The organism is Brevundimonas sp. (assembly GCF_032055285.1).
In the GTDB taxonomy this organism is placed as follows: Bacteria; Pseudomonadota; Alphaproteobacteria; order Caulobacterales; family Caulobacteraceae; genus Brevundimonas.
In genome coordinates this window covers 241,015-252,935 of the sequence record NZ_DAMBRE010000003.1, presented here as the reverse complement: position 1 = coordinate 252,935, position 11,921 = coordinate 241,015, and the positions used below count along the sequence as shown (strand labels likewise).

The window sequence follows — 11,921 nt, the reverse complement described above, 5'->3', positions numbered from 1 at the left end:
TGTCCTAACCGGCCTGCTTTGGCCATCCCCCCGCCCGGCTCAGGGCGCTGAGGCGCGGCTTGTCGATCTGGTCGCCGATCCAGCGGGCGCTATCGATCAGTTTGTCGAGGTCGTAGCCGGTCGAGAAGCCGGCGCGTTCCAGCATATAGACCAGGTCCTCGGTGGCGATGTTTCCGGTGGCGCCGGGCGCAAACGGGCAGCCGCCGATGCCGCCGGCCGAGGCGTCCAGAATATCCACGCCCGCCTCGACCCCGGCATAGGCGTTGGCCAGGCCGGTGTTGCGGGTGTCGTGGAAGTGCAGGCGTAAGGTCGCATCAGGCGCGGCCTTGCGCGCGGCCTCGACCTTCCTGGTCACGCTCCACGGGTCGCCGACGCCGATGGTGTCGGCCAGGGCGATTTCCTCGACGCCCAGGGCGGCGATGCGGGTGACCAGATCGCCGACCTGTTCGACCGAGACCTCGCCGTCGAAGGGGCAGCCCCAGACGCAGGACAGGGTGGCCGACAGCTTCGGCGTCGCGCCCGGCGCGCCGGATGCATTGGCGCGGCCAGCCATGATGTCGGCCAGCATCTGCACCTGCTGGTCGACGTTCAGCCCCTGGTTCTTCAGGCCGAAGCCGTCGGTGGCGGACATGGCGACATTGACCTCGTCCACCGCCGTGCCGAGCGCCCGGTCATAGCCCTTGCCGTTCAGGACCAGACCGATGCGGCTGTGACCCGGTGCGGGGGGCAGGGCGGCCATGACCTCTTCGGCGCCGGCCATCTGGGGCACATACTTGGGATGGACGAAGCTGACGGCCTCGATGCGCTTGGCGCCCGCAGCTTCGAGGCGGCGCACGAAGTCGGCGCGGACGGCGGGGCTCAGCACCGCCTTTTCGTTCTGCAGGCCGTCGCGCGGCCCGACCTCGACGATCTGGATGAAGCGACCCATTAGCGGGCGCTCCGCTCGCCCGCGCCGGCAGGCGCATAGACGGTCAGGCGCACGTCGTCGCCCGAGGAATAGTTGTGGCCGCTGACCACGCCGACCGCGCGTCCGGCGGCGCCGAGGTCGGCCAGGGCGCGACGGAATTCTTCGTCGTCGTGAGCCTCGACGATGGCGGGGCGGCCCTCGGCCAGCGCACGCGCGGCGCCGGGACCGTCGGTCAGCTGGGTGTCGCGTCCGGTCAGGAAGACGAAGCTGGGCTCATGGAAGGTGGTGATGGCCACCGGGCCGGGATAGCGGCCCTGGGCGGGGCTCAACTCGGCCGACTCCATGGTCTTCACCAGACGTGGGGCGATGGACAGGGGGCGCAGCTGGCGGATGGTCCCGGCCAGACCGGCGTGGGCGATGACGCCGCACGCGATGGCGGCCAGAACCCCGGTGATCGCCGCACGGTTGAGCAGCAGGAAGCCGCCGACCGCCGCCGCCATGACGGCGAAGACGATGGTCACCGTGGCCCAGGTCTGGGCTGTCGAACGCCCGAACTCGGTCAGGCCATAGACGGTGATGGCGCAGATGACGACAGCGGCGAACAGACCCAGCAGGGCGCCGGAAATGCGCGAGACCTTGCCGATCGGCTGGGTCAAGGCGGCGGCGGCCAGCAGGGCGATCGCGCCGAAGGTGGGCAGAGTATAGTGCCACAGCTTGGTCGGGGCGATCTCGAACATCAGCCAGGCCGGGATCAGCCAGCAGACGGCGAAACGGATGGCCGGCTCGGCCCGACGATGCCAGCCGGTCGACAAGGCGGCGGGCAGCATCAGGGTGACGGGGAAGAGCAGCAGGGGCGACAGCAGGGCGTACATGCCGATGAAGCCGCCGTGGCTTTCGTGGGCGCCGGCCAGCTTGGGCGCCAGGTCGCCGCCGATGGCTTCACGCCAGAAACCGCCGTCGGTGGCGATGGTGATGGCGATGGCCCAGGGACCGACCAGCAGGGCCACCAGAGGCAGGCCCCAGCCCCAGCCCAGCTTGCCCAGCCACTTGATGTTTCGGTCCCAGACCGACAGGGCGATGATCGACAGGGCCACGACCAGCAGGCCGATCGGTCCCTTGATCAGGATCGACAGGCCGATGCCCAGCCAGAACAGCAGCTTGTGCCAGCGCACCGGCTTCTCGCCCGCCCGCGTCGCCATATAGATCCGCGCCAGCGCCGCCATCGACAGGGTGGTCAGGCCGCACAGCATGGCGTCGGTCTTGGCGATGCCCGCCTCGGACGACAGCAGGAAGGTGGCGCCAAGCATGGCGCCCGCCAAGAAGCCCGCGCGATTGCCGAACAGGGCCGCCCCCGCCCAGGCTGTGGCCCAGGCGGCCAGCATGGCCCCGAACAGCGACGGCAGGCGATAGGGCTGGATGGCGCGGTCCTCGACGTCCGAGGTCAGGCCGACGGCGACGGCCTGCATCCAGTAGATGCCGACCGGCTTCTTCCAGCGCGGTTCGTCCTGGAAGCGGATGTCGACGAAGTCGCCGCTTTCCAGCATCTGCGCCGTGGCCTGAGCAAAGCGGCTCTCGTCGCGATCCAGCGGCGGCAGCAGCATCAGGCTGGGCAGGCCGGCAAGCAGGGTCAGCAGGGCCGCCAGAACGGGGCCGCGCCAACCGGCGATGAGGTGATCCAGGTTCGGGCGGTTCATGGCGCTGTCGTATCACGCCGACGGCGCCCCCCGGAAGCTTCAGCTTGTAACCTCTTCGCGCGGCCCGGTTTTCCTCAGACCCGGCGATGCGCTACAGAGCGACAAATGACCGACAGCCCTGCTTCCATTCCTGACATCTCCGTCGTCGTGCCGGTGCATGACGAATCCGGCGCCGCCGTGCCTCTGGCGCGCGAGATCGCCGAGGCCTTCGCCGGTCGGTCCTATGAAATGATCTTCGTCAACGACGCCAGCCGGGATTCGACCCTGGCCGAGCTTCAGGCGGCGATGGCGGAACTGCCGGCTCTGCGGGTGCTGTCTCACGCCACCAACGCCGGCCAGAGCCGCGCGGTGCGCACCGGCGTCCTGGCGGCGCGGGCGCCCATCGTGGTCACCCTGGACGGCGACGGTCAGAACCCGCCCGCCGATGCGCCGCGCTTGGCTGACGCCCTGATCGCCGCCCCAGCCAATGTGGCCCTGGTCGGCGGCGTCCGCGCCAAGCGTCAGGACAGCAACGCCAAGCGTCAGGCCTCCTTGTGGGCAAACCGCATCCGCAAGAAGCTGCTGTCCGACGACGCCGACGACACTGGCTGCGGGCTCAAGGCCTTCCGTCGCGACGTCTTCCTGCGGCTGCCCTACTTCGATCATATCCACCGCTACCTGCCGGCGCTGACCATCCGCGAAGGCTATGAGAACCGCTACCTCGACGTCGATCACCGTCACCGCGAGACGGGCCGGTCGAAATACACCAACTGGGGCCGGTTGCGGGCCTCCTTCTCGGACCTGCTGGGTGTGATGTGGTTGAAGTCGCGCTCGCGCCGGCCGGGCCCGATCAGCGAGTTCTGACCCCGACATTCTGGCCTTTAGGGCCATATGGCCGTGCGCCGGAAACAGGGTTAAGCAGGGTGATCTGGAGGGGCCGCCCATGCTGATCGCCATACCGCTGCTGATCGTGCCGGTCGTGATCTATAATCTGGTGATCCTGCTCGGCGGAGCGGGCGCTGATCCGCTGCTGGGACCGACGGCGGTGCTGGGCGAGGTCCTGTTCCGCGTGCCCATGACCTCGGGCGCGGTCTGGAGCGTCAGCATCGGCGACCTGATCCTCTTCCTGTCGCTGATCCTGCTGTTCGTGGAGCTGCTGAAATCGACCTCCAGCCAGCGGGTCGCCATCGTCAATCACGCCCTGTCGATGGCGCTGTTCGTGGTCTGCCTGGTCGAGTTCCTGCTGTTGCCGGGGTTCGCCGGATCGGTCTTCTTCCTGATCCTGACCATGGTGCTGCTGGATGTGCTGGCGGGCTTCATCGTCACCATCATCGCCTCGCGGCGTGATTTCGACCTGAACCCGCGCTGAGGTCAGGCCAGCGGGGCGCGTTCCATGCGGTAGGCCGGTCCGCCGTCGACGGCTCTATAGGCATCCAAGGTTTCGCGGCGCAGGCGGACCAGCACGACGCCGTCGGCGGCGCGAAACTCCAGGCCGTCTGCCGTCAGGCGCCAACTGCTCGCCTTGCTCAGATCCGGCAGGCGGCACTCTTCCAGCATCACCTCATAGCCCCCGTCCGAGGCCTTGAGATTGAGCGCCAGAAGGCAGGACCGAGCCTCGTCCGCCGCCGAAATGCGCCACAGGCCCACGGCGTCCTGAGGCGTGACGGAAGCGGAGGCGGGAGCGGCAGGGGTCACGGACGGCGCCTCTGAACGGCAGGCTGCAGCGGAGGCGGCCCAGACAAGGATCGGAACGGCGAGAAAGGAGAGGCGGCGCATGGGTCTGTCCGTGACGGGGCCTCTCGGCGATCCGGTCGTTGGCGGTCAGTCTATCCCGACAGCAACCGACACGATAGGTTGTCTGCTTTCGCCCACGGGTTTCTGCTTCGGGCCTTTTGGAAAGCTGCGTGTTCAAAAGCCTATTGCCTGATGGACCGGGGACCCAGCCTCTGGCTGACGCCTTTCGAGCGTGCCGGACCCACTTCCTGTGGGCGGCAGGCTTCAGCGCCCTGGTCAATCTGCTCTACCTGACGCCGACCCTTTACATGATGCAGGTCTATGACCGGGTCGTGCCGACCGGCGGGCTGACGACCCTGGCCTTCCTGACGGTGATCGCCGTCCTGGCCCTGGCGGCGCTGTCGGGGCTGGACTGGATACGGGGGCGGCTGCTGTTGCGCGCCGGTTTGCGTCTGGACCGCCTGTTGTCGGCGCGTATCCTGGCGCGGATCACCGACAAGCAAGGGCCGGCGCCCGGCGCCCAGGTCTTGCGTGAGTTCGACAATGTCCGTTCCGCCGTGGCGGGGCAGGGCGCGCTGGCCCTGTTCGATGCTCCGTGGACGCCGATCTATCTGCTGTGCTGTTTTTTGCTGCACCCGGCCATCGGCGTGCTGACCCTGGTTGGCGGGGCGGTTCTGGTGGCCTTGGCTGTCGCCAATGAGCGTGACAGCCGCGCGCGCTTAAGCAGTTCCATCAAGGCGGCCAACGCCGCCTACGCGGCTCAGGAGGCCATCGCTGGTCAGGCGGAGGTCGTGCGCGCCCTGGGCATGCGCGAAGCCAGCATCGCCCGGCAGGTCGGCCAGCGTCGCGAAGCTGTGTCCAGCCAGGCAGACGCCCAACTGACCGGCGGACGATACAGCGGCGCCATCAAGTTCGTGCGCCTGACGCTGCAGTCTCTGGCGCTCGGCGTGGCGGCCCTGCTGGCCGTGCGGGGCCAGTTGTCGCCAGGGGCCATCATCGCCTCCTCCGTCCTTCTCAGCCGGGCCGTTGCGCCGGTCGAGCTGCTGGTCGGCGCCTGGCCGGGTCTGGTCCAGGCCCGCACCAGCTGGCGTGCGCTGGTGGATCTTTTCTCTTCGACGGCGGCCCAGGACGCCGAGCGGACGGCGCTGCCCAAGCCAATTGGCCGTGTGACCTTGGAGGGCGTGTCCCAGCGCTACGCCGATACGGAGGCGCCGCAACTTCGGCAGGTGTCGCTGGTCTTGACGCCCGGCGAAGTGCTGGGCGTCATCGGGGCCAGCGGTTCGGGCAAGACCACTCTGGCGCGCATTCTGGCGGGGGGCATGAAGCCGACCGCGGGGGTCATCCGCCTTGACGGCGCCGCCTATGAGGCGCGGCCCGGCGACGACCTGGCGCGGCATATCGGCTACCTGCCCCAGACGCCCAGCCTCTTCGCCGGGACGGTGAAGGACAACATCGCCCGCTTCGCCTCGACGCTGGAGCAGGATCCGGCGCAAGTGGATCGCGACGCCGTCGCCGCAGCCCAGGCGGCGGGCGCGCATGACATGATCCTGCGGCTGCCCAAGGGCTATGACACCCTGCTGGGGCCCTTCGGCGCCGGTCTGTCGGCGGGACAGGCCCAGCGCGTCGCCCTGGCGCGGGCCATGTTCCGCGACCCGGTCCTGCTGGTGCTGGACGAACCCAATTCCAACCTGGATCAAGAGGGGGAGATCGCCCTCCTGGCCGCCGTCAAAAGCGCGGCGGCGCGCGGGGCTGCCGTGGTGGTGGTGGCCCATCGGGCCGGGGTTCTGGCTCAGGTCGATCGGCTCTTGGTGCTGGCTGACGGCTCCGTTCAGCTTGAAGGCCCGCGTGAGACCGTGCTGGAACGCTTGCGTCACGCAAGCTCCAATCGGAGCACGGCAGCATGACCGCCGCGCCATCGTCACAGGTCGCCGTCAGCGACGCGCCGGGCCGCGACATCCGCCTGGGCGCGGCGATATTCGTCGCCTTCTTCGTCGTCTTTCTGGGTTGGGCCGCCTTTGCGCGACTGGACGCGGGCGCCTACGCCCAGGGCGAGGTCGCCGTGTCAGGCAACCGTCAGGCTGTTCAGCACCGTGAGGGCGGGACTGTTTCAGCGCTCAAGGTGTCCGAGGGCGATCATGTCGCGCGCGGTCAGGTCCTGGTCGAACTGGCGTCTGGCGAACTGATCGCCGCCGAGCGCGGACTGGCGGGGCAGGTCTACGCCCTCCTGGCGCAAAGAGCGCGCATGACAGCCGAGCGTGATCGGCTGGGCGCTGTTCCCATCCCGCTCGATCTGACCGGTCTGGCGCCCGAGGACCAGGCCTTGGCCGATGAAGCCATGCGCCTGCAACGACTGCAGTTCGCCGCTCGTCGTGTCGGGCGCGGCACAGAGACGGGGGTCCTGTCGCAACGTGGGCAGCAGTTGGAGCAGCAGATCGCAGGACTGGAGCGCCAGATCGCGTCCAACCTGGAACAGCGTCGTTTGATCGTCGAGGAACTGGACGGCGTGCGCTCTCTCGCGGCCCAGGGATACGCGCCCCTGACCCGCGTCCGGGCGTTGGAGCGCACGGCCGCTTCGCTGGAAGGCGAAGAGGGCTCGCTACGCGCCCAGGTCGCCCGCGCCCGCGAAGCCATAGGCGAGACCCGGTTGGAGATGTCCGGTGTGACGACCAAGCTGAACGAGGACGTCGCCGAGCAGTTGAAGCAGGTCGAGGTGCAGTTGAACGAGTTGCGCCCCCGTCTGGCCGAGGCCCGGGCGCAGATCGCCCGCAACCAGGTCCGGGCGCCTTCCACCGGTCAGGTGGTCGGCCTCAGCGTCTTTACCGTCGGCGGCGTGATCCAGCCCGGTCAGATCCTGATGGAGATCGTGCCGGACGACGCGTCTCAGGTGATCGTCGCCTCGGTTAGCCCAGGCGACATCGACAATCTGCGTCCCGGCCTGATGACCGAGGTGAAATTCCCCGGCCTGCGCGACCGCAATCCACCCATTGTTCACGGCCGCGTCACACGCATATCCGCCGACCGCCTGACCTCCGAGACGCCGTCAGGAGCGCATCCCTTCTATCGGGTGGAGATCATCGTGCCGGCCGGCGAGATGAACCAGCTCGGGCCGTCCGCTGCCAACATCCGTCCAGGCATGCCGGTCGAGGTAGTGGTCGTCACGCGCAAGCGCACGGCCTTGCAGTATCTGTTCGAGCCTCTGGCCAGGAGCCTGTTCCGCGCGGGAAGCGAACGCTAGATCTCGCGTCTGCCGTACCTGACGGGCAAGCGCAGGCAACTGATCGACCGACGCCCAGAAATCTGCCGTGTGAGTTTTTGTGGTCCCTTAGCAAGACGGCGTGTATCTGCCTTCCTGCTCGGACGCGTCGGTTCTCCGGGCTGCGGTAAAGGGATGCCTGCTGACATGGATTTCCGAACTCTTCCGCCAGAGGGCAGGCGTATCCTTGTCCTGGCGAACTGCCAGACCGGCGGACTGACCTCCTGTCTGAGTCTTTTCCTGCCCAAGGACGTCGTCAGCGGTTTGCCCTGGGATGCCGGCAAGGGACAGGCCGAGGTCGCGGATGCGGCAGCCGAATCTGATGTCGTCGTCACCAACGCCCCGCCGGAGATTCTGGCGCGATTGGCCGATGAGCATGGCTTCGATGAAGCCAAGTGTCTGGTCGTGCCCAGCCTCTTCTTCCCCGGTTTCCACCCGGACCTGACCAACGCCTTCAGCGGCGGAAAACTGGTCAGCGGGATTTTCGGAGCGCCGTATCAATCCGCAATCGGGGTATGGTGCTGGAAGCAGGGGCTGGACCTCGAGCAGACGCGCAGGCTGTTCACCGTGGAAACGATGGCCGCCCTGGGCTTTGACCGTTCATGGAACGCTGCCGTCGCGCAGATGCGCGCGCATTTCCAAGGCAGTCCGGTCGCATTCGCCGATTTCTTCCTGCCGCTTCAGGCCTCGGGCCGGCCCTTCATGCATACCTTCAACCACCCCAATATTTCGGCGATCGCACAGCTCGCCCGCGGCGTCGCGCGGCTGCTGGGGGCGGAAGAAGCGAACCTGAGGCAAGCTGTCGAGACCGTCGTGCCGGACGCCCTGGGAATGGGCGCGATCTGGCCCATCTATCCGGGCGTCGCCGAGTCGCTCGCCCTGCCGCCCAGCCTGTCGTGGAAGTTCGGAAACGCCTTCTACGATCTGGATGGCTACCTGAATGAGCAGTTCCGAGCACTGGACGCTGTCGGCGCCCATGTAGATTGCCACATGACCGATGCCCCTGGTTTTGATGCCGTAATGCGAGTGGCGGCCACGCGATGACGAATCCCTACAGCTCTTTGCCTGACTACTGTTTCTGGAGCCGGGGCATCACCTGGGTGCATCCTGCCCAGATCGATCCCATGTCCAATGCTCCCTTCCTGATTGCGCCGTCGGACAAGGTGGCGACCATGGGAAGTTGCTTCGCCCAGCATATTTCGCGTCGCCTTCAGGCGGCCGGCTTCAACTATTTCGTGCCGGAAACCGCGCCCGAGGGCATGTCGGCGACTGAGGCGAAGAAGGCCAACTACGGCGTTTTTTCCGCGCGTTATGGAAACCTGTACACCGTCAAACAGGCGGTGCAGCTATTCGACCGCGCCTTCGGGATCTCGACTTTCGACGAGGTCTGGGAAAAGGCGGATCATTGGGTGGACCCCTTCCGCCCGCAGATCGAACCTGAGGGCTTTGCGGATCGCGAAAGCCTCGAGAGCTCTCGCCAGGCGCATCTCGCAGCTGTGCGCCGTGTGTTTGAAGAAGCGGACGTCATGGTCTTCACCCTGGGCCTGACAGAAGCCTGGCGCTCGAAGGAAAGCGGTGCGGTCTATCCGACGGCGCCGGGGGTGACTGGCGGGGCGTTCGATCCGAGCCTGTTCGAGCCTGTGAACTTCAAGGTTCAGGAGGTCATCGCCGACCTTGACCAATTCATCGCCAAGGCGCGTTCGGTCAATCCGGGCATGCGCGTGATCCTGACTGTGTCGCCTGTGCCGCTGAAGGCGACGTTTGAAGATCGCCACGTCCTGCAGTCGACGGTCTATAGCAAGTCAGTGCTCCGCGTGGCCGCGCAGCATGCTGCTGATACCCATGAGGGCGTGGCCTACTTCCCGTCCTTCGAGATCATCTCGGGCCCAGGGAGCGCCGGTCGATATTATGCGCCCGACCTGCGCGAGGTCCGCGATGTCGGTGTGGCCCATGTGATGCGCATTTTCGAACAGCACTTCATTCGGGGGGAAGGCGCCGCCAGCGTCGCGCCGATCGTCATCGCCAGCCAACGTTCCGACGGGGACATCGTCTGTGATGAAGATGTGATCGAGGCGGCTCTGCAGGTCAGCAAGATCGAGGTCAAGCATGGCAAGGCGCAGAGCACCGACGAGCCGGTGATGGCGCTTTCAGAGCGTGAAGTGCGTGCGGGCTATCAACTGTTCCTTGGGCGGGAGCCGGAGTCCGAGGATGCCATCGATGCTCACCGCAGGCAGAAGGACCGACGATCCCTCGTCTCGACCTTGATCCAGTCTGAGGAGTTCCAAACCCGGGTCGGCCCCGAAGAGGCCGCGCGTCTACGTCGGCTCATCGAATGGTCGTTCTGACGGCTGCCTAGCTGAAGGCGACGAAGACCAGGGCGACCACGGTCACGTCGAACAGGCGGGCGGCGAGGTTGAGGGCGGCCATGGGGGAAACTCCGGTCGAAGACGCCGGAGCCGTCGCAAGGGCCGTGCCAGCGGCCGAAGGGACCTAGATTTCGGTCTGGGTCGCCTTGCCGACGCGGGGGCGACGGTCGCGTTTGCCCGAGTATTCCGCACCCAGATAGGTGGAGCGGGCCGCGTCCAGCACCGGCGGTCCGCCCTTCAGGCCGCGTTTCTGGCCTGTCTGTCCGATCACCTGGGCGGCGAACAGGGCCGGAGGGGCGGTTGGCGACACGGCAGGCTTTGCCGGGGAGGCGGCATGATCGACCCGCTCGCCGGCCGGGATGACGGCGCGCGACGTCGTTTCGGCCTCGGCGGCGGCGCGCCGGTCACGGCCGCGCCGGTCGCCTTCGCGGCGCTCGTGCACCGTGTGGCCCTCGATCGGGCCGACCGGGCGCACGCCGTCAGTCATTTGCCGGCGCCGGCCAGGCGCTCGATCTGGGCCCGCATCTCGTCCATCTGACGGCGCATCTCGTCCAGGGCGGGGTCTGCCTTGGGCGCGGACGCGGGCGCGGGTTCCGGTGCGGACGCCTTCTCCGCCTCGGCCTCAGGACGGCCATAGGCGGCCATGCCGGGGAACATCTTCATGGCGCGCTCGAACATGGCCATGTTCTGGCGCACGGCCTCTTCCATCAGTCCGCCGCCCGGCGTGTTGGCGAAGGCGCGGCTGAACTGGCTGCGCAGTTGCTCCTGTTGGCGGGTGAAGCTGTCCAGCGACATCTCCAGATAGGACGGCAGGACCGACTGCATGGAATTGCCGTAGAAGCCGATCAGCTGGCGCAGGAACTGCACGGGCAGCAGGGCCTCGCCGCGGCTCTCTTCCTCGAAGATGATCTGCGTCAGGATCTGACGCGTCAGCTCGTCATTGGTCTTGGCGTCATAGACGACGAACTCGACCCCCTCGCGCACCATCTGCGCCAGGTCTTCCAGCGTCACATAGGCGCTGGTGGCGGTGTTGTAGAGCCGCCGGTTCGCATACTTCTTGATGACGACGACGCCGTCACGGGTTTTTCCGCCCTCGGATTTCTTGTCGTTCACGCTTGTTCTCGCGTTGTTGCAACGCCGCACTATCACGCGTTGCGCGCGCGAAGACTAGAGGGCGCCGTCAGGTCAGGCCGCGCCGGGCGCCAGGACCACCCCGATCAGGATGGCGGCCCAGTGCACGCCGGCGCCGGCGACGACGAAGCCGTGCCAGATGGCGCGGCGGAATTTCACCGTCCGGCTGATGAAGACGAAGACGCCCGAGGTGTAGATCACCCCCCCTGCGACCAGGAGCCCCAGAGCCAGAGGATGGACCGTCTCGATCATCGGCTTCAGCGCGAAGATCGCCACCCAGCCGAACAGGACATAGACCGCGCTCCAGAAGGCGTCGGAGAGGCGCGGGGCGAACATCTTCACCGCCACGCCCGACAGGGCGATGGTCCAGACGGCGATGGTGAAGCCGATCGACCAGGCGCCCTCGAACCTCTGGGTGGTGAAGGGGGTGTAGCTGCCGGCGATCATCAGGAAGATGGCCGCCTCGTCCAGGCGTCGCAGCACAGGCCGGGCGGCGCAGGGATGGGTCTGGTTGTAGATGGTCGAGGCCGTCAGCATGGCCAGCAGGCAGACGGCGTAGATGGCGGTGGCCACGACCGCGCTGATGCCGCTGTAGAGCCCGGCCAGGACCGCCAGGATGACGCCGCCGACCGCCGCCAGACCCAGGCCCACGATATGAACCCACAGATCGGCCAGACGCTCGGCGCGCGACTGATAATGCTCGATCATGTCGAGGTCGTCGGGCGTCCACACCCGTCTCGCCAAGGATTTCAGCCGCACCAGCATCACTCCTGAAAGCGTTCGCCGCGGGGATCGTTCCCGTCAGAATGCGCCCGGATGATGACGAAGTGCTGAACTTCGCACTTGCGAGACGTGAC

Annotated in this window: 12 protein-coding genes; 6 read left to right on the top strand and 6 right to left on the bottom strand. The window is 67.2% G+C overall.

Translation table 11 applies throughout. The features are described from left to right. Positions 1–4 precede the first annotated feature (4 nt). The gene (locus tag RTY13_RS09395; RefSeq protein WP_312782921.1) at positions 5–928 is read right to left on the bottom strand and encodes a hydroxymethylglutaryl-CoA lyase; all 924 of its coding nucleotides are present in this window, start codon (positions 926–928) and stop codon (positions 5–7) included. After that, on the bottom strand, positions 928–2,601 hold the full coding sequence (locus RTY13_RS09390) for a glycosyltransferase family 39 protein (RefSeq protein WP_312782920.1): 1,674 nt from the start codon (positions 2,599–2,601) through the stop codon (positions 928–930). The genes RTY13_RS09395 and RTY13_RS09390 overlap by 1 nt, the downstream gene beginning before the upstream one ends. Before the next feature lie 105 nt (positions 2,602–2,706). On the opposite strand from RTY13_RS09390, the gene RTY13_RS09385 reads away from it, so the two are divergent. Further along, entirely contained in the window at positions 2,707–3,444 is a 738-nt protein-coding gene (locus RTY13_RS09385; protein WP_312782919.1) for a glycosyltransferase family 2 protein, read from the top strand. Between the two features lie 79 nt (positions 3,445–3,523). Then, complete coding sequence (locus tag RTY13_RS09380; protein WP_312782918.1) at positions 3,524–3,949, top strand: hypothetical protein; 426 nt, start codon at positions 3,524–3,526, stop codon at positions 3,947–3,949. A gap of 2 nt (positions 3,950–3,951) precedes the next feature. Here the strand turns inward: RTY13_RS09380 and RTY13_RS09375 are convergent, their stop codons facing one another. Beyond that, positions 3,952–4,275 (bottom strand): AprI/Inh family metalloprotease inhibitor, encoded by a 324-nt coding sequence (locus tag RTY13_RS09375; RefSeq protein ID WP_312782917.1) that lies wholly within the window; start codon positions 4,273–4,275, stop codon positions 3,952–3,954. A 209-nt stretch (positions 4,276–4,484) separates the two neighbouring features. On the opposite strand from RTY13_RS09375, the gene RTY13_RS09370 reads away from it, so the two are divergent. The 4 genes from RTY13_RS09370 (at position 4,485) to RTY13_RS09355 (ending at position 9,912) form a co-directional block, all read left to right on the top strand. Further along, the gene (locus RTY13_RS09370) at positions 4,485–6,218 is read left to right on the top strand and encodes a type I secretion system permease/ATPase (RefSeq protein WP_312782916.1); all 1,734 of its coding nucleotides are present in this window, start codon (positions 4,485–4,487) and stop codon (positions 6,216–6,218) included. After that, a complete protein-coding gene (locus RTY13_RS09365; protein ID WP_312782914.1) occupies positions 6,215–7,549 on the top strand; it encodes an HlyD family type I secretion periplasmic adaptor subunit in 1,335 nt (444 codons plus the stop codon). Before RTY13_RS09370 ends, RTY13_RS09365 begins: the two co-directional genes overlap by 4 nt. Before the next feature lie 165 nt (positions 7,550–7,714). After that, the gene (locus tag RTY13_RS09360; RefSeq protein ID WP_312782912.1) at positions 7,715–8,611 is read left to right on the top strand and encodes a WcbI family polysaccharide biosynthesis putative acetyltransferase; all 897 of its coding nucleotides are present in this window, start codon (positions 7,715–7,717) and stop codon (positions 8,609–8,611) included. Beyond that, entirely contained in the window at positions 8,608–9,912 is a 1,305-nt protein-coding gene (locus RTY13_RS09355; RefSeq protein WP_312782910.1) for a GSCFA domain-containing protein, read from the top strand. The genes RTY13_RS09360 and RTY13_RS09355 overlap by 4 nt, the downstream gene beginning before the upstream one ends. Before the next feature lie 145 nt (positions 9,913–10,057). Here RTY13_RS09355 and RTY13_RS09350 read toward each other — a convergent pair whose 3' ends face one another. The 3 genes from RTY13_RS09350 to trhA all read right to left on the bottom strand — a co-directional run bounded on the left by RTY13_RS09350 (position 10,058) and on the right by trhA (position 11,829). Next, positions 10,058–10,420 carry a hypothetical protein gene (locus RTY13_RS09350; protein WP_312782908.1) on the bottom strand — a complete coding sequence of 121 codons (363 nt, stop codon included), beginning with the start codon at positions 10,418–10,420 and terminating at the stop codon, positions 10,058–10,060. After that, positions 10,417–11,046: a polyhydroxyalkanoate synthesis repressor PhaR gene (phaR, locus tag RTY13_RS09345; RefSeq protein WP_312782906.1), complete on the bottom strand. Its 630-nt coding sequence runs from the start codon at positions 11,044–11,046 to the stop codon at positions 10,417–10,419. Before phaR ends, RTY13_RS09350 begins: the two co-directional genes overlap by 4 nt. Positions 11,047–11,118: 72 nt before the next feature. Further along, positions 11,119–11,829 (bottom strand): PAQR family membrane homeostasis protein TrhA, encoded by a 711-nt coding sequence (gene trhA / locus RTY13_RS09340; RefSeq protein ID WP_312782904.1) that lies wholly within the window; start codon positions 11,827–11,829, stop codon positions 11,119–11,121. Positions 11,830–11,921: the final 92 nt, after the last annotated feature.